The organism is Butyrivibrio sp. NC2007, assembly GCF_000421405.1.
GTDB lineage: Bacteria > Bacillota > Clostridia > Lachnospirales > Lachnospiraceae > Butyrivibrio.
Genome location: NZ_ATWY01000009.1, coordinates 35153 through 53127 on the forward strand (window position 1 = coordinate 35153; position 17975 = coordinate 53127).

A 17975-nucleotide genomic window follows, 5' to 3' on the forward strand; every position below is an offset into this window, starting at 1 on the left:
TATTCAAAATATTAAAATCGATTATACCATTATCTCCACAAAACCCAAAGGAAAACATACGCTCCGATAACTGCTGCCAGGGTAAATGGAATTCCAATCCTTGCAAAGTCCCAGAAGGAAACCTCGTGTCCCTCTTTTCTTAGCATTCCAACGCCTGCGATGTTGCAGCTTGCGCCTACAGGAGTGATGTTTCCGCCAAGTGTTGCTCCGCATAGCAGTCCGAAATACAGAAGATAAGGTGCAATTCCGAGGGATGCAGTAACTCCCTGAAGAACAGGAAGCATGGTAGCAACGTAAGGAATGTTATCAATAAATGCAGAGATAAGAACTGATCCCCAAACTACTATTGTGAACAGCAGGAACAGATTGTTTCCGCCTGCCTTAACGATAAAGTTTGCAAGATCGTCAACAAGTCCAACGTTTGTAACTCCACCGATTACCATGAAAAGACCTGTAAGAAGAAGCACAGTGTCATAATCAAGATTCTTGACAACTCTCACGATTCGATCAGCATCGTGATCCTTAAAGTACTCCCAAACCATACCTACGATTGAACATCCAAGACAGATAAGACCGTTTGTGATCTCAGGCTTCTCAGGAATGAATGAAGCAGCCATGAGGAGAACTACGTGTGCCACCATCATGATGGTAGGAACATAATCTGTAACCTTTGTCTTCTCTTCTGCAGATACAGGCTCTTTGTCTTTTCTAAAGAGGATCATCATGATCGGAACGGTTAAAAGAGCTCCAAGCTCAACTGCAAAGAAGATACCCGGTCTTCCGTTCATCCAGAAGAAATCGTTGAAGTCCATCTTGGCATAAGCGCCGAGCATGATTGATGTAGTATCACCGACCAGTGTTGCAGCTCCCTGAAGGTTGGATGATACTGCGATTGAAATGATCATAGGAACCGGATTGATCTTAAGCTTTTTACAAACCGCAAGTCCAACGGGCGCAACCATAAGGAGTGTAGCCACGTTGTCGATAAATGCTGAAATGATACCTGAGAACAGTGACATGAAGATCGTAACCCACATAACGTTGGGTGCCAGATCCAATAGGTGATCCGCGATCAGGTTCGGCATCTTGGAATCGATGAAATAATCAACAAGTAGCAAAGTACCGAAAATCATCAGTAGGACGTTCCAGTCAACAACGGAAAATACCGTGTTGTACGGAAGTATCCCCGTAATTATATATATTGCAGCAACGGCTAGCGCTATGATCGCACGCCTTTTGGGGAATGTGATCAGCCCTACATACATTGCCACAAACAGAATTATTGCAAGTGTTTTCAATTAAAGTTTCCTCTCTTTCTCAATTTTCACATAACATATCATAAGTCACTCCGTATTTTTCCGCAATGTCTTTTGCATAAGAAAGACCCTTTGGCGGACCGACCTCTACCTCATAAAGGCGTCGTCCCTCATCAGCCTTTACCACAAGGGATGCTGCCTTGGCAGTAACTGCGTCATCGTTGATCTCATCAATCTCGATGGCGAGCTTATGCATGTGAGTGTTGTAAATGGTCCTGATGCCCTTTTTAAGGATTGCCTTGGAGCAGTCCCTGGCAATGAAGTACCCCTCTTCAAACGAAGTGGTTGAGAAAGTTTCATTTAGCAGCAAAAGACTCTTTCCCGTAGCCGGTTCGTATAGCTCCTTAAAGCGCTTGCACTCCTCGCCAAGGCGCCCGAGGTCCATGGTCTTGTCCTCATCCGCCGGGAAGTGCGTGTAAATTGCATCCACAGGCACATATTCAAATTTGGTTCCGGGCACATAGATTCCGCCCTGTGCCATGAAAAAGAGCTGTCCCACGGTCTGGGTTATCGTAGTCTTACCGCCCATGTTGGCGCCGGTCAGGATATAAAGCGTGTGCTCATCTGTAAAATCAAGGTTGTTCTTAACTATGTCTGCAGCTGTTTCGCCGGCATGCTCAGTCAGGAGTTTGATGTTGTAAATTCCCTGCGCATCCATGGACTTTTCGCTGCTGCCGGCTTCAATGACACATGGTTTGCAAAAGACAGCTCCCTTCCCTGTCATGCTTTCAACATATTCAGCCCACCTGATGTAATAGATAAACTCCGGCATCAGGTCGGTTATATCGGTCACGGTGACCATAGTGTATTTATTGAGAACAGTTCTAAGGTGCTTGACCGTCTGGCTCAGCATCCTGTCTGTTATCTTATCCATGTAGTTGGTGACGGACTTTGTAGTATCATCCGCTTCCGACACCTTCATCATGCTCATCATGGCAAGCGGGCTGAATACAGGAGGAATAAAGTCTGCACCTGTACCCAGTGGGGCCTTGGCCTGAATCTCATCAAATCTGTAATTATCGTCCCAGTCAGTGGAGGCCTGAACATTGTCTTTTGCCGAAACCTTGTCTACAAAGTGCTTGACCATGGTGGACTTGGAGAATGGCCTGCTGTTGACGGAAATAAGGCCTATTCCGCTGGCTTCAAAGCGTTCATTTAGGTTGATGCCGACTGTTACACTCTTAAGATTGTTGGTATCTGCCTTGAGCTCTGCAATGTCTTTTTTCAGGCCCTCGAAGCCGTTGTCCTCATAGAGGTCGTTTACATACTTCTTAAGCCCAAGAAGCCCCTCAGAATGAAGGTCAGCGCCATCAAGGCACTTCTGGATCGCCTCGATGCTGTCTATATAGTCGCGGATTTCCTCAAGCCTGTGGACCAGGTCCCAGACTCCGGGTTCATGGTCGCCGTCATGCTTGTAGCTGCCGTACTCTTTCAGGAAATTGACGCGGTCCAAAAGCTCTAAGAGTTCTTCCCGCATGGCCTTGTTTCTGTAAATGTCGTCAAAGACATCGCTCCTGTACTGCGCGTTGTGGGCATCGGCAGTCACGAGCTTCATGACATTGGTAATATAGGTCTGCTCATTCTTTTCCTTAGAGAGCTTTATAAGAACACTGTCCATGCCGATGTCATGGACAGTGAGGTCGCTGAGTTTCTTATATTCAAGTTTCTGGTCAGGAAAGATAAGGCTGTATTTCTCGGACATGTCGTCCCCTCCGTGAAAAAAGAATTACCAGTCAGAATCCCAGTCAGTTCCACCGGAATCCCAGCTGTCATCGCTGCCCCAATCGTAGTCTGAGTCATTATCATCGCTGGATGAATGATATCTGTCGTAGTAGGATGATTCATCCCAGTCAGTTGTGCCCATTGATGAATCCCAGGTATCTGAAACATAGTATTCATCATAGTTCTCCGATATTGTTGCAGGGCCGGGAGCAGTACTGCTGACTTCCCGCCAGCCATCATCATAGACGTACCAGTCATCACTTATGTAGTAGTAGACATCATTGTCGTATCTGTAATAGCCTCTGTGCCTGTTTTCGCGAAGACTGCTGACAAAGACACTTATCATTATGATGACGACTACTATGTAAAAGAGACTTCTTATACCATTAAATAAACCGCCGCCGGAACCGGATCTCCCTCCTGATCCGAAACCACCTCCGCCACCGGAGCGAGTTACACCTCCACCTTTATTGTTCGCCTTCTGATGAACGATCTCATCCTTAAGGCGCTGGTAGAGCTCATTTACAGCATATTCTTCATCCTTGCCCTGATAGCGAACAGCTCTTGAGCCATCACCTTTGTTCTTGTAGACAATAAAATCTCCGTTGTCATCTTTATAGATACCAAAAGCTCTTGGCTCCTTGTAGTCGACGCCGATGAAAAATCGTGTCACTTCAGGGGCCGGGAGATTTCTGTACTTGTACCACTGCTGCAGTTCTTCAATGGTCTTGGGACCCTTCTCGTTTTTGTGGGAAGGGTTGGGAGCTCCGCAGTCAGGACACTGGTGCAGAGTATCCTCGTATGTATTTCCGCAGTAATCACATTTTATCTTCATAATACAATTTTCTCCTCTGGGAACTATTATAGCATGTGTGAGTCACTAGGGGAGTTTCTTTATGCTGCGCCTTTACCTCCGTCCCTAGGGGTCAAAAATGAGCCCCTGACTCCGTCCCTAGGGCTCAAAAACGCCCGGTCGAAATGACCGGGCGGGATATAACATAAGCATGTTCAATTTAGTATAGCTTCTCTGAAGCTCCGTCTGCAGTTGCAAATGGTCCGGGAATTACTTCTGTTCCCCTGTGTTCACCAAGATAATCCACATCAAAGGTGATCGGTGTTCCATCAGGATTCTCGAACTTCTGTGAAGGCTCAAAAGCTTCACCCAGAGTATCTGTTGAGATCATGTCAGCTTTGAAGCCCTTAAGCACTTCATAGATATTTGTATCCAGGAAGTAACCTCCATCCTTCTCCACAACGTCGACAAATACTTTTCCTGATTCATCAGCAAAAGAGTTCTTCTCATTCTTCCAGGCTTTTGCACCCTCGAAGTATGCGTTTCCATCAATCCAGACAGGAAGATGTCCAAAGTGGGGCTCAGCATGCTTCATCATGTTCGGATGCTCTTCATCCATATCAAACTGCTCTATCCACTCATCATAGGTAGGATACTCGTCAAAACAGTAGGTTCCGACCTTTCTGTTCTCAATCTGCTTCTGGCTCGGGTCAGAGTCGTTCTCAAGAACCAGATCCTCAGAAGGCCATTTCTGAATGAAGATATTGTTGTAGATTCGGTCGTCTCCGTGAAGTATTGTCATAAAGCCCATAACCTCTGTTCTGTGAGGCATATGGTATGGTGTGTATCTCCAGGTTGTTCCCTCTCCCACCATGGTAAATGAGCCTGCGCAGAGGTTATGCACCATAGCTACGCCCTGAGTTGCGATGCGGAGTGAAACATCGGACAGGAGAATGTTGTTATCAATAAGTGTCGGTCCGTGGCTGACCTCAACGAAGATATCCTGACAGGTCATTCCGCCCTGAAGCTGCTTGGCAAATGAAGGACGCTCATTGTCATGAAGGAGGTTCTGAGTGATCCTTGTTCCCTGTGCTTCCCAGTCGCACCAGATTCCCATGGTGCAGTGGTGGATGTGGTTTCGTCTCATCACAACGTCAATGGCTGCATGCATCTTGATACCTGCGATCTCAGCGCCGCCCAGCTCCATCATGTTGTTGATGTGATGGATATGGTTGTCCTCGATGATGCTGAAAACACCGCCCATACGGCCGATGATTCCGCCCTGCTCACAGTGATGGATATTGTTTCTGCGAATTATATGTCCGCCAATCTTCTCTTTTAACCAACCATAGTACTGACCACGGCAGACCGAATCCCTCTCCATCTGGGTAGGACTCTTAACGTGCTTGGTTGTATAGAAATTGCTGTTCTCGGGATCGTAGTAGCGTCCGACACAGATTCCTGCGCACTTGCTTCCCCAGATCTCACAGTCCTCGATGATCCAGCCCTTGCTCCAGTGAGGACTGATCATTCCGTCCTGATAAGCTGCAGGCGGAGCCCAGGTAGTTGCTGCTTTGTTGATATTAAAGCCTGTTACTGTAATATATCCAACGCCCTCTTTTTCAGGCATAAAGCACTCGCGCCTTACGGTGATCTCAACGTTTTCCTTGTTCGGATCTGCGCCGCCAAAGTTTGCGTAGAATACGGTTTCATCCTTCTCCTTGTCCTGCTCGGCATACCATTTCCATTTGGAGTTCTCCGGATCCCAGGAGCAGTCATAAACCTCTGCTGCCACGCACTCCTCAATGCTGAGTGCCTCGTAGAGAGCGCGGTCATTTATCCACACACAGCCTGTGTGCTTGTTGGGAGTTGCGAAATACCAGTCGCCGTAAACAAGAGTTGTGTATGGATTGTATCCGCCAAAAATACCGTTCTTAACTCTTGCCGTCCAAACGTCTCCCTTATAATTTGTCCAGCCCGTGACCTTCTCTGCGCCTGTGATAACAGCGCCCAGTGGTTCCTGACTCCTATAAACAATGCGCGCATCTTCTCTTCCTGCATTTACGGGATTTACATATTCTCTGTAAGTTCCGGGTGCAACCAGGACTTCATCGCCCGCCTTAGCAACAGCTGCTGCCTCATTTATTCTCTTAAAGGGCAGACTCTTACTTCCGTTGCCGTCATGCTTTGCATTAGCATCAACATAAATTACCATAAAAGACCTCTTTCTTCTCGATTAGTTTTTGCTCAGCCCTTAACTGCTCCTGCCATCATTCCTTTGACCAGCTTATCCTGGAAAACGATAAACAAAATGATCATGGGAAGGACTGAGAGTGTCAGAACTGCCATGTTGATAGGTATGTTAAGTGAGTGCTCACCCTTGAACTGTCCAAGTGCCAGAGGGAGAGTCTTATTTTCCGGCGATAGGAGAAATGTGTTAGCAAATGCAAACTCATTCCACATTGAAACGCCGTTATAAATTGCCAGTGTTGATAATCCCGATTTGGACAGTGGTAATATCATTTTAAAGAAATTCTGGAAGCGATTGCAACCATCAATTTCTGCAGATTCCTCGATCTCCTTTGGGATTGTTTTCATAAATGCTGTCAGGATAAAGACAGACATCGGAAGTGCAAATGCAACGTAAGGCCCGATCAGTGACCAGAGTTTGTCATAGAGGCCCACAGCTGTTGTGAGCTTGAAGATAGGTATCAAAGTCACATGCATAGGCACCGACATCATGGCCACAATTGTTGCATATATAAAGACATTTAGCTTAAACTTCATTCTTGCAAGAGGATATGCTGCAAATGCAGATATCACAAGCATAAGCACCAGTGAAATCGCAACCACTATAACGCTTCGCAGGAAATATCCAAAGAATCCATGGGTAACAACCTCAACATAGTTCTGGAAATACCAGGGGTCCGGAAGATGAAAAACACCCTGCTGAAGCATGTCAAACTGCTTACGGAAAGAGTTCATTATCATGAAGAAGAAAGGCGTAAGCGTAAGGACGAGCCAAACAACCGCAAAAATGATCGCTATGGTCCATGCAATTCTTGATTTTATTTTGGATGCACGATAATCATCCTGAATTGTCTTTTCCCTCATATCAATAATCCTCCGTAACCTTGAATACCCTATTAAAGAGAAGTGCTATGGCCGTGATCAGTATGAACATTCCTGCAGCAACCGTTGAGCCGTAGCCCATATTGAACTGCTGGAAGGAAAGCTTATACATGTAAGTCGCCATGAGCTCTGTAGTGCCTGCCGGTCCGCCCTGGGTCATGTTCCAGATCATATCAAAGTACTTAAGTGACCCGATAAGTGACATTGTGCAGGCAGTCTTGAAGATAGGGCCAAGAAGAGGAATCGCGATGTGACGGATGTACTGTCCCCTTGTTGCTCCGTCGATGATCGCAGCTTCATAGATAGTCGTATCGATGTTTCCGTAGCCGGCAATAAAGTAAACCATATAAAAGGGTGTGAACTGCCACGCCATAACCCCTATTACGGTGTAAAGAGCATTTGGTGCAGTACCGAGAAGGTCGACGGTAGTTCTTTTACCCTGAATGATGGTTGCGAGGGAGGAAACAAGTCCGCCGTTGGTCGCAAGCGCATATACAAAGAGGAATGCGATGGCAACCGAGCTCATAAGATACGGCAAAAACCATATGATCTTAAAGATATTGAATTTCCTGCCTCCGGCATCAAGAAATGTAGCCAGAAGCATGCCAATGGGAATCTGCAACAGGATTGAGAAAACCATTACGATGAGATTATGGGTAAAAGACTTCCAGAACATCTCATCGTGTATGAGAGAATTCCAGTTATCAAGACCAATATATATCCTGTCCGCTGAAATACCGTTCCACTTAAATCCGCTGATCAAGAAAGTATCAATGACGGGATATACGATGAAAACCGCTATAAGTATCAGCGCAGGTAAAAGAAATACCGTCGCTGCCTGGGCTGTACTCTTGGCTTTAGCCTTTGCGAGCCCTATATTACTACTCCCCTTCCCCATATATATCCTCCTGATTTATGTCAAAATTATCTTTTCATGGGAAACTGCCCACAGGAAAGTATCTCCCCCGTGGGCAGCGTTTAAAATATTTAAGGATGTGTGTTATTCCGCCAAAGCTTTCTGCATTGCTGCATCCTGTTCCTGTCCGATCTCCTCAGGAGTCTTCTCAAGTCCAAAGAGTTCTGTCATGCAGTTCTTGTGAACTTCTGTTACAGATGCAGGAAGATACTGGTCGTACCAAAGCTGAACGTTTGATGCTTTGAAGAACTCATCGATGATGTACTTGTTGTTAGGATCTTCGATGTTCTCGTTGAAGCCCTTGATTGAAGGAACTGTTCCTGCTGCAACCTGTGCTGCGTTGTAGGTATCATCATTGAAGTACTGAGTTGCAAGTACGTAGCAGGCATCAAGCATATCCTGATCAACAGATCCGTCTTCTTTGAAGCAGTTAAATGTAAGTCCCATACCGATGGCTGTTCCGATCTCAACGTTCTGAGGAACGCCTGCTGCCTTAGCTTCTGTATCTTCCGGGAAACGGAAAACGCCGATATTCTCGTTGTACCACTCTTCGTTATCAGCTTTGATTCCGCCAACCTGCCATGAGCCGTGAAGCATCATTGCTGCAGATCCGTCATAGAGGAGTGCTCTGTCCTGGTTATCATCTGCTGAAAGGGAGTTAACGCCGTCAGGGAAGTATCCCTTCTTAACCCAATCCTGGATCTTTGTGCCGGCATAGATGAATGCAGGGCTTGTGAATGAACCGCCGTTTTCCTGTGTGTAGGCTGCATCGAACTCAGCATTTCCTGAGTGACGTGCTACGAGGTACATGTAGTACATAGATCCTGTCCACTTTGATGCGTTTGCAAGTGAGAAAGGAATGATTCCGTTTTCTTTAAGCTTTTCGCAAACTGCCTCGAGCTCATCGATGGTTGTAGGAACTTCGATACCGAGCTGGGCAAATATTGTCTTGTTGTAGAAAATGTCACAGCCTGTAAGTCCGCTGAAAGGAATCGCAAGCATCTTGCCATCGTAAGTTGACTGTGCAACTGCAGCATCTACGAACTCAGGATGATCGTACTTTGCATACATATCTGTGATGTCATTTGCAAAGCCTGACTTGTAGTACTCAGCCATAGGACCGCCGCCCCAGTGGCAGTAGATGTTAGGACACTGTCCTGAACTCATTGCTACAACCAGCTGCTGCTTGTAGTTGTCGTTCTGCTGATGAACCTGGTTGATTGTGATGTTAGGATAGTCAGCCATGAATCTTGCAACTGCGCCTTCTGAGATAGACTTGTTGGGATCCTCAGTGGATATGTCCCAAAGAGTGATTGTCATAGGCTCTGTTGTAAGCTCAGGAAGATTCTTGCCATCCGTCTGTTTTCCTGCTGATGCTGCCGGTGCATCTGCTGTTGTAGCATCTGCCTTTGCTGTGTCTGTCTGTGCAGTCTGTGCTGCGCCTGTGTCAGAAGCGCCTCCTGCCGGAGCTGTAGGCTGGCTTCCACAGCCTGCCAGTGTTGTTACTGACAATACCGATGCAAATAAAACTGCCATTATTTTATTTCTCATACTATACCCTCCTATTTTTTCTTAGCAGATAATTTCTGCCCCCGATGACTTAACTTTAAAGGAGTTCACGAAATAATGCTCACAAATAATTGCTATGCACCATGCAAAAATTGCTATCTGAAATGTGCAACATGCTCATAATTTTTTATTTATTTCGCAATTTGTATGCTATAATACCCATTAAAAAGGCAACTATTTAGGCTTTTTATTTATATTCTGTTTAGAATTATGGCAATTTTTAGCCTATGAGAATCGTGATAGGAGGATATCTGTATGAAGAGTCAGCTCGACTTAAGTTTCAGTGCCAAAGAAAAGGTCAATCATAAGGTTGGCACCAATCTTCGTATGTTCATAAACCGTCTTCATTCCGACTTTCCTCCGCACTGGCACACGGACATCGAGATCATCATTCCCAAGGAAGCTCCCTACAGGGTTGTCTGCGGAAATCAGACCTATGACGTCGAGATAGATGATATCCTCATGATCTGCCCTGCGGTTCTCCACGAGATCTTTTCCCCGACTCCGGGTGCAAGGGTCTATATTCAGGCCGACTTTTCAGGGATCATTACGCTAAAAGAAATTGAGAAAGCATTCAGACTTATGTCTCCTGCTCTTCATATAAAGAAAAAGACCTGTCCTACGGATGTGTATGACAGGCTCTGTAAATATATTGATGAAATTATGAAGTTATATTTCGGTTCTGCTCTGCAAAAGCAGCTGGATCAGATTGATGATGACGACACATCAATTGCCTTTACCAGGCTTGAACCCTACGACGAGATTGAGATTTACTCAATACTGATGCAGTTCATTTCCTACTGTGGCAAGAACCTTTCTCTTTTCCAGGGATCGGCTTTATCTGCAGAGTCAGGCACTTTTAAAAACAGCATTCCTCTTAGCAACGTATGCGCTTATATCTCGGAGCATTTCACCGAAGACCTTACCCTTGAGAGCATCGCAGCCTACGCAGGCTTCAGCAAATACCATTTCGAGAGGATTTTCAGCGACTATACCGGAGCAACATTTTATCAGTATCTTCAGCAGATGCGCATAAACTATGCCCAAACACTTTTATCAAACCCGGAGCTGTCCATCACCGACATCTCCTATCAGGCGGGCTTTGCCAGCAGCACAGCATTCACCAGGGCCTTCAAAAAGAGCACCGGCTATCCGCCATCACAGTTCAGGATGCTGAACGAAGAACACCACCCCTTAAGCGCCAACGCCCATTTCGCAGGTGTAGTGTGAGCCCTGGGGACGGAGTCAGGGGATCATAAAAACAGCCGGCCCCATATCATGGAACCGGCTTGTCTTTTACATTGCTACGCCGTTGACGTAAAGAGTATATCCGTTTGTATTTACGCTTGATATATCACCATCAAAAGATGTGATGTAAGTATCTGCTGTAAGTGTCCATATGCTGTTCTTGTCGATTGATACAGCTACTGTTCCGACCTCTGTTGATACAGTATCGCCCTTGGCATTGGTGATGTTTCCACCGATGGAGCCGGTAAAGCTTGAACCGTTAGCGAGGTTGAGTGTCAGCTCTGAATCACTTCCTACAAGGATTGTGCCTTCGAGATCCTGAGCATCTGCGTTGAGAGTCGCCTTGTTAGTGTCACCTGTCCAACCATCTGCGCAAACTGACAGAAGGATGTTATCCGCATCTTTATTGATGATATTCACACCACTTAAATTGATAACTGCCGATGTATTTGTAACGTGGAAGACATGGCCGTTCTTGCTGGTAAGACTTCCGCCGTTCATGGTAAATGTAGAAGTTCCGCTATCCGCATCACCTGACATTGACTGATAGATCATGATTGTATCGTAGAATGTAGCATTACCGTTTGTGTCGGTGTTGTTTGCAGTCATGTCGCAGTCATTAAGTGTAATTGAGTTGATACCCTCAATGCATACGCCTTCTGAAAGGTTTGATGTAAGAGTTGCATTAGACACCGTAATGTCTGCAGTTGAGTAGATTGCTGGTGATCCAAGTCCATTAGTTGTATAAGATCCGCCATCAACGGTAACCGTTCCGCCACCTCTGTCTGTTCTGATGGCAGCTGATGATCTGCCGCTGGTCTCAACAGTAAGGTTGTACGCTTCTGTGATTCCGCCGCCGGTAGTCATGATACCACCTGATCCATCGCCTGTTGTCGTAATCTTTGTATCTGAGATAATGACCTTTGTTCCGTCACCTGTAGCTCCGTTCTGGCCGCCGTTTCCGCCGTAGGAAAAGACACCGTTGGCGCCGTCAGCATCTGATGTCACACTTCCACCTGTGATGGTTGTTGTGGATCCGTCTTTTACAAGTACTGCTGCATTGAGCCCGTAGAAGTTGCAGTTATCTCCACCGTCAGAGTCGCCGGTCTTGGTGACTGTCGGATTGGTGATTGTCACATCATCTGATGTGCTGATAAGAAGTGCGCTCTCATCTGCTGTGGTGCTGGCATAAGTCTGATCTTTTTGTGTGTCTGCTGAAGTTATCTCCTCAGCTCCTGTGTAATCTATATCTGCACTGCTGCTTCCGCCGCCGAATCCGCCTCCGGGAGGATTGCCCGGTGCCTGGCCGTCAGGTGCTCCGCCTTCCGGTGGGTTGCCAGGAGCCTGGCCATCTGGTGCCTGTCCATCAGGCGCTTGTCCATCTGGTGCTTGTCCGTCGATTGCTCCGCCCTCCGGTGCTTCTCCTGTCGGAGCTGCTGTGTCTTCTGAAACAGTTGTTGTAGTGCCGGCTGTGCTCGCTCCTGCCTCGCCACAGGCAGTAACTGCTGCACACATAACTGTAACCATTCCTATTGATAAAATTCTTTTGATGTCTCTTTTCTTCATGTCAAAATCTCCTTGTTTATTCATCCATGTCTTTTTACATGTTATTTCTTAATCTAAAAGAGATTATGGCACCCGAACCTAAAAGAAACTTAAAAAATAATATTGGTTCCTGTTTATTTCAAAAAATATTATAATTATAGTTGGTGGCAGACCACCAAAAGGGGGAAGGGGAAACATATGGCAAACAAGGAAAAAGAACTAAGACAACTATCAAAGCTACAGGCGGAGGCGGCAAGAAAAAAGCCACTCCACTACATCGGATTTGCAATGGTGGTTCTCACGATAATCTATATCGTGGATGAGATCACCTCCAACATGAATGCTGCAATGCAGCCCTATGTGCTATTCGATCTTTTTAACATCACTTCAAGAAACGTCAATTCACCGGAGTACACAAGTGCATTTAACGTTGTGGCTCCTATTCAGGTCTTTTCAAATCTGCTTCTTATTATCACACCGTTCTATAAGGCACTGTCTGACAAGTACGGCCGAAAGCTCTTTCTTATGCTGAACACAATCGGCATGGGGCTTGGAATGTGTATCGTCATGACCGCACAGAACGTGGTCTGGTACATTCTGGGAATGCTCTTTATGATGTTCTTTACACCAAACGATATGCAGGTGCTTTATATCATGGAGACTGCGCCAAAAGAAAAGCGTGCCACCTACAGCTTTATCGCAAAAGGAATTGCACTTGTGAGCGTGTCACTGATCGGAGTGTTCTCGCGGATGTTCCTTAAGGAAACCGTTCCTTCAAGCTGGCGCATGGTCTACCTTATACCGGTGGTATCCGCGCTGATTATTGGCTTTCTTTCATATTTCTTTATGCGTGAGACTCCTGTATTTGTGGAGCAGCGAATTGGTTATCTCTCACTGACAGATGAAGAGCGTGAGCAAAAGAAAAAAGATGACAAGGCAAACGGTACATCAGAAGAAGGCGGTGTTTTCAAGGCCATCCGATTTATCTTTACCAACAGACAGCTGAGGTGGATCCTGATTGCAGGCTTTATCTTTTTTGCAACCACTTTCTACACTTCATATTATGCAACTGTTTTGGAAGGCGCCATGTCCACAGATATGGTGGCTACTGCGCTGGTGATCTATCCGTTCTTTAACGGACTTGTGACGATCCTGAGCGGATTCTTTTCCGATAAGCTCGGACGTAAAAAGGTGTGTCTGATCCTCGGCGGACTTACCATTGTCGGTCTTTTAGCCTTTGTGCTCTCCTGCAGACTCGGCTTTGGTCCCATCGCTGCCGGAATTGCTTACGGCTGCTCAATCGGCGGTCTCTGGTCAATGTCCGACACACTTATCCTGACAATGCCTGCAGAGTCAACTCCATCAGGCATGCGCTCCTCAGTTATGGGTACCATCTCAGTTCTCATCGGAGCCGGAATGTTCCTGGGCCAGGCACTGTTCATTGTGTGCCAGAACTTCCTGCCTATGGATGTTCTTTTCATGATCATCTGCCTGCCGTTCATGGTGTTTAGCCTGGTTATACTGCTTGTTAAGGTAAAAGAGACTAAGGATGCCGATCTGGATAATATTACCGCCGACACATATAGATAAAAAAGTCCGGGGAGTCAATGGGGATGGTTCGGTGTGAGTCAGTGGGGACGTTTCAGTTTGACTCATTTTGTGAAGCAAAATGAGTCAAACTGAAACGTCCCCACTGACTCACACCGAACCATCCCAACTGACTCCCCTAATTCGTTCAATAGGTCAGGCCGAAGCCTCTTTCATACAAATACTTCGTACCATACTTAAGGGTGCCATCTTCCGATTCCTCCACTACAGGAACATTGACAGGAAGGTGGCCCTTTGGCGTATTGGCCCCGAAGATTGTCTCGATTGCAGCGACTACGTTGGCATTTCGAGCGCTCATCCCGTTTTCGCTTTCCTTATCTCTTGTCGGGTCAACATTGAGCCCGGCACCCATATAAGCAAGGACAATTGCATCGGCATCCTGATAAACCGCCGCGTCATAGGGCAGATTCTCACTGACCAGAATAAACTTTCCTCCGGCTTTATGAGTGTCAGACATAGCTTCATGCAATGCAATAAACTGAGAGTCACTCTTATCAAGTGCGCTGCTTCCGGAGGCATAAGAAAATGCGATGACATAATCTGCAGCACGAACTTTTTTCTTCATGCTCTCGGTGTAATGCATGATCGCACCCACGGAAGAATCGTAGTAGTAATCTACTTCAGCACTCTTTACCAGTTCGCCAAACGCGAATTTTATCGCAGTGGCATCGCCTGCCTGACGCCCTAATATCACAACCTTCTTTGTATCATCTTTAATCGGAAGAACATCCCCATCATTCTTAACTACAGTAACAGCCTGCCTTGCAAGCTCTATTTCTTTTTCATGGTGTTCTTTGGATCCGACTATCTCCTTGCACTTTGCGACTCTCTCATCAATTGACGCAGCTTCTTTAGGCACTCCATCCGGGTCGTATATTCCGTATTTGGCCTTGAGCCTTAAGATGCGTTTAACGCTCTCATCAATTCTCTTTTCACTAATATCACCCGAGGCCACTTTGTCAGCTATCCCTGCAATATAATCATCGTAATAATCTGCTGCTGCCAAGCTGTTGAGATCAAGCGGAAGCAAAAGCATGTCCACACCGGCATTTATAACCTCCGCCGCAATTCCAACACCATATTCCTCCGAATTCTCTTTTCCCGGAACAAGTCCTGCTGTAGATATTGCGCCCATCTCCAAGGCATCCGTCACAACGACGCCGTCATAGCCGAGGTCCGTGCGGAGGATGTCGGTGATCATCTTCTTAGACATCGTAGCGGGGAAAAAGCCCTTGGTCTGCCCGTCACCAAAGGTCTTCTCCTCATCGATTAGAGGATAGGTTATGTGGGCTGTCATTATCATGTCCGCGCCGTCATCTATGACTTTTTTGAAGGGCACAAGTTCGTTTTCCTTAAGCTCTTCATAGGTCTTTTCCACCGACGGAGTCCCTATGTGGCTGTCCACTTCGGTATCGCCGTGTCCGGGGAAATGCTTGTAGGTGGCGATTATATTGCTACCGGATAGTCCCTTCGAATATGCTGCGCCCAGGCTCGCCACGATTTCAGGATCATCAGAAAAAGACCTTGTTCCTATAACAGGGTTCGCCGGATTATTGTTCACGTCAATTACCGGCGCAAAGTCAGTATTAAAGCCAATTGCAGCAAGTTCTTCGCCAAGAATGCTACCGGTTATTTCTGCGTTCGCAGTCGCATCTGTTGTGGCTCCGATTGCCATGTTTCCGGTCATTCTTGTTCCGGTGTTAAGGCGGATGACAATTCCGCCCTCTTCGTCAACGGGCATCAGGTATGGGATGTGGGCTGATGCGTCCTCTATCTGCATGTTGTTTTCCTGAAGGTCATAAACAAGTCTTGTTGCCTGCTCAGCTCCTGTGATATTTCCGCCAAAGAGGATGATTCCGCCGTACTGATGGTTTGTGAGGGCGCTTGCAAGTTCCGGTGCAGCGCTAAGGTCAGTGACGTCTGCATCATTCCAGGTTCGGATTGCGGGGATTATCAGTTGAGATATCTTTTCATCCATGGACATGGCTGAGATGACTGCGTCGAGGTTTTGGTTGGTTTCATCATCTATTGCTTTATCTTCTGGATTGTCTGTTATATCTCCTGATGAATCAGTTGTTTTTGGGTCGGTTGTTTCAGTTGCATTTTCAGATGAATTTCCAACTATGTTTTCTGATGTATTGTCTATAATCTGAGTTGTTTCTTCATCCGGCTTTTTATCAATTGCATCACTGTCTCTGCAGCCACTCATCAAAACAATACTGCACAGAATTACTGCCGCCAGAATAAATGGAATAAGCTTTTTCTTGCTAAGCTTCATATATCTATCTCCAGTCTTTACCACAAATTGTATTACTATTATTGAGTCACCGGTGACGTTTCAGTTTGACTCATAATTAATTCTATCACACTTCATTACCATCTATTACACAGGGGCAAGCAGATAGTGCATCACAACAGGCCAATGAACAGGGTCTTGGTTGGAAACGTAATTTCGGCCACCCCACAATATTTCTCTATATAAAAAATAGTTGGAAATTGTAAAAAGTGATTTTCATTCTCAATGAGTAACTGCATCACATGATATCCGTAGGCCGGTAGTTGTGATGTATGAAAAGCCCTAGGCATCAAGTTTTCTTGCCCCCAGCCCCTAAATAATCTTTGCAATTTCCAACTATTTTTTCATATAGAAACTCTTGTGATGCTTTTCAAAAATCAATTCAAACCAACGGATCAATATAACCATTCTTGTGATGTATTCCGATGTGCATCTACCCAAAATGGTCCCTAACCCCCGTCCCCAGGGGTCAAAAATGAGCCCTTGACTCCGTCCCCAGGGGTCAAAAAAATGAGCCCTTGACTCCGTCCCCGGGGCTCAAAATCAGGAGCACAAAAAACGCGCCCCGCCGTAAGCGGAGCGCGCAATAAGCACAATAAGCACAACCGGTACAAAAATTACATAAGCATTCTGAACATCTCGATAACCTGCTCTTTAGTAGCCTCTCTGGGATTTCCGGGATAGCATGCATCTGCAAGAGCATCTGTTGCAAGCTGATCAAGATCTTCTTCCTTGATCTTCTCGTTCTTCTCAGGAATTCCAACATCCTTGGAGAGCTGCTTAACAGCGTTGATAGCTGCATCACGATACTCTTCCTGGCTCATCTCGTCAACACCCTTAACGCCGAGAACTCTTGCAATCTCTCTGTACTTCTCACCTGTGTAGTCGCGGTTGAATTCCATTGAGATTGGAAGGAACATAGCACATGCAACACCGTGAGGTGTGTCATAGTATGCTGAAAGAGTGTGTGCCATAGCGTGGTCGATTCCAAGACCTACGTTTGAGAAGCCCATTCCTGCGATGTACTGAGCCATAGCCATTCCTTTTCTTCCCTCAGGCTTGTTCTCAACTGCATCACGAAGGTTAGCGCCGATAAGCTTGATTGCCTCTAAGTGGAACATATCTGTAAGCTCCCAGGCACCTCTTGTTGTGTATCCCTCGATAGCGTGTGTGAGTGCATCCATACCTGTTGAAGCTGTAAGGCCCTTAGGCATTGAGCTCATCATATCAGGATCAACGATGGCAACTTCAGGAATATCGTTGGTGTCGACGCAAACGAATTTACGCTTCTTCTCAACGTCTGTGATAACGTAATTGATTGTAACCTCAGCTGCTGTTCCGGCTGTTGTAGGAACTGCGATTGTTGGAACCGCATGGTTCTTGGTAGGAGCAACGCCCTCAAGGCTTCTTACATCCTCAAACTCAGGGTTTGTGATGATAACGCCGATAGCTTTAGCTGTATCCATTGAGGATCCGCCGCCGATGGTGATGATTGAATCTGCACCGCACTCCTTGAATGCCTTAACACCACTCTGAACGTTCTCAATTGTGGGATTGGGCTTGATGTTTGAGTAAACAGTGTAAGGAATCTTAGCCTCGTCCAAAAGATCTGTAACCTTAGCTGTTACCCCAAACTTGATAAGGTCAGGATCTGAAGCAACGAATACATGCTTGAATCCTTTCTGCTGAGCAATTCCTACTATCTCCTTGATTGCCCCCGCTCCGTGGTAAGACACGGTGTTTAAAACGATACGATCTGCCATTTTATAACCCTCCTTCTTGTGAATTGATATATTTTTGAGTCAAACTGAAACGTCCCCGGTGACTCAT

At 46.1% G+C, this 17975-nt stretch carries 12 protein-coding genes; 2 read left to right on the forward strand and 10 right to left on the reverse strand.

Annotated features, from left to right (window positions below; translation table 11 throughout):
- Nucleotides 1-29: 29 nt before the first annotated feature.
- The 7 genes from G632_RS0108570 to G632_RS19390 all read right to left on the reverse strand — a co-directional run bounded on the left by G632_RS0108570 (nt 30) and on the right by G632_RS19390 (nt 9430).
- Nucleotides 30-1298 carry an SLC13 family permease gene (locus tag G632_RS0108570; RefSeq protein ID WP_022768609.1) on the reverse strand — a complete coding sequence of 423 codons (1269 nt, stop codon included), beginning with the start codon at nt 1296-1298 and terminating at the stop codon, nt 30-32.
- Nucleotides 1299-1317: 19 nt separating this feature from the next.
- Nucleotides 1318-3018 (reverse strand): MutS-related protein, encoded by a 1701-nt coding sequence (locus tag G632_RS0108575; RefSeq protein WP_026512481.1) that lies wholly within the window; start codon nt 3016-3018, stop codon nt 1318-1320.
- 24 nt (nt 3019-3042) lie between these two features.
- Nucleotides 3043-3873 carry a hypothetical protein gene (locus G632_RS0108580; protein WP_022768610.1) on the reverse strand — a complete coding sequence of 277 codons (831 nt, stop codon included), beginning with the start codon at nt 3871-3873 and terminating at the stop codon, nt 3043-3045.
- Nucleotides 3874-4051: 178 nt separating this feature from the next.
- Complete coding sequence (locus tag G632_RS0108585) at nt 4052-6046, reverse strand: right-handed parallel beta-helix repeat-containing protein (RefSeq protein WP_022768611.1); 1995 nt, start codon at nt 6044-6046, stop codon at nt 4052-4054.
- A 32-nt stretch (nt 6047-6078) separates the two neighbouring features.
- Nucleotides 6079-6945, reverse strand: coding sequence for a carbohydrate ABC transporter permease (locus G632_RS0108590; protein WP_022768612.1), 867 nt, complete (start codon nt 6943-6945; stop codon nt 6079-6081).
- A gap of 1 nt (nt 6946) precedes the next feature.
- Nucleotides 6947-7861, reverse strand: coding sequence for a carbohydrate ABC transporter permease (locus G632_RS0108595; RefSeq protein ID WP_022768613.1), 915 nt, complete (start codon nt 7859-7861; stop codon nt 6947-6949).
- 102 nt (nt 7862-7963) lie between these two features.
- On the reverse strand, nt 7964-9430 hold the full coding sequence (locus G632_RS19390; protein WP_022768614.1) for an extracellular solute-binding protein: 1467 nt from the start codon (nt 9428-9430) through the stop codon (nt 7964-7966).
- Nucleotides 9431-9703: 273 nt separating this feature from the next.
- On the opposite strand from G632_RS19390, the gene G632_RS21140 reads away from it, so the two are divergent.
- Complete coding sequence (locus G632_RS21140; RefSeq protein ID WP_022768615.1) at nt 9704-10678, forward strand: AraC family transcriptional regulator; 975 nt, start codon at nt 9704-9706, stop codon at nt 10676-10678.
- Between the two features lie 66 nt (nt 10679-10744).
- Here the strand turns inward: G632_RS21140 and G632_RS0108610 are convergent, their stop codons facing one another.
- The gene (locus G632_RS0108610; RefSeq protein WP_022768616.1) at nt 10745-12262 is read right to left on the reverse strand and encodes a hypothetical protein; all 1518 of its coding nucleotides are present in this window, start codon (nt 12260-12262) and stop codon (nt 10745-10747) included.
- A 177-nt stretch (nt 12263-12439) separates the two neighbouring features.
- On the opposite strand from G632_RS0108610, the gene G632_RS0108615 reads away from it, so the two are divergent.
- Nucleotides 12440-13831 (forward strand): MFS transporter, encoded by a 1392-nt coding sequence (locus G632_RS0108615; RefSeq protein WP_022768617.1) that lies wholly within the window; start codon nt 12440-12442, stop codon nt 13829-13831.
- A 145-nt stretch (nt 13832-13976) separates the two neighbouring features.
- Here the strand turns inward: G632_RS0108615 and G632_RS19400 are convergent, their stop codons facing one another.
- Together G632_RS19400 and fucO are read right to left on the reverse strand one after the other, a co-directional pair.
- Nucleotides 13977-16127, reverse strand: coding sequence for a glycoside hydrolase family 3 protein (locus G632_RS19400; RefSeq protein WP_022768618.1), 2151 nt, complete (start codon nt 16125-16127; stop codon nt 13977-13979).
- A 635-nt stretch (nt 16128-16762) separates the two neighbouring features.
- The gene (fucO, locus tag G632_RS0108630; protein WP_022768620.1) at nt 16763-17908 is read right to left on the reverse strand and encodes a lactaldehyde reductase; all 1146 of its coding nucleotides are present in this window, start codon (nt 17906-17908) and stop codon (nt 16763-16765) included.
- Nucleotides 17909-17975: the final 67 nt, after the last annotated feature.

Excerpts from the sequence above, each read along its gene's own strand:
- G632_RS21140 (WP_022768615.1), top strand. The coding sequence starts at position 9,704 with ATGAAGAGTCAGCTCGACTTAAGTTTCAGTGCCAAAGAAAAGGTCAAT.
- G632_RS0108575 (WP_026512481.1), bottom strand. The coding sequence starts at position 3,018 with ATGTCCGAGAAATACAGCCTTATCTTTCCTGACCAGAAACTTGAATAT.
- G632_RS0108595 (WP_022768613.1), bottom strand. The coding sequence starts at position 7,861 with ATGGGGAAGGGGAGTAGTAATATAGGGCTCGCAAAGGCTAAAGCCAAG.
- G632_RS0108590 (WP_022768612.1), bottom strand. The coding sequence starts at position 6,945 with ATGAGGGAAAAGACAATTCAGGATGATTATCGTGCATCCAAAATAAAA.
- G632_RS0108580 (WP_022768610.1), bottom strand. The coding sequence starts at position 3,873 with ATGAAGATAAAATGTGATTACTGCGGAAATACATACGAGGATACTCTG.
- G632_RS19400 (WP_022768618.1), bottom strand. The coding sequence starts at position 16,127 with ATGAAGCTTAGCAAGAAAAAGCTTATTCCATTTATTCTGGCGGCAGTA.
- fucO (WP_022768620.1), bottom strand. The coding sequence starts at position 17,908 with ATGGCAGATCGTATCGTTTTAAACACCGTGTCTTACCACGGAGCGGGG.
- G632_RS0108615 (WP_022768617.1), top strand. The coding sequence starts at position 12,440 with ATGGCAAACAAGGAAAAAGAACTAAGACAACTATCAAAGCTACAGGCG.
- G632_RS0108585 (WP_022768611.1), bottom strand. The coding sequence starts at position 6,046 with ATGGTAATTTATGTTGATGCTAATGCAAAGCATGACGGCAACGGAAGT.
- G632_RS0108610 (WP_022768616.1), bottom strand. The coding sequence starts at position 12,262 with ATGAAGAAAAGAGACATCAAAAGAATTTTATCAATAGGAATGGTTACA.
- G632_RS19390 (WP_022768614.1), bottom strand. The coding sequence starts at position 9,430 with ATGAGAAATAAAATAATGGCAGTTTTATTTGCATCGGTATTGTCAGTA.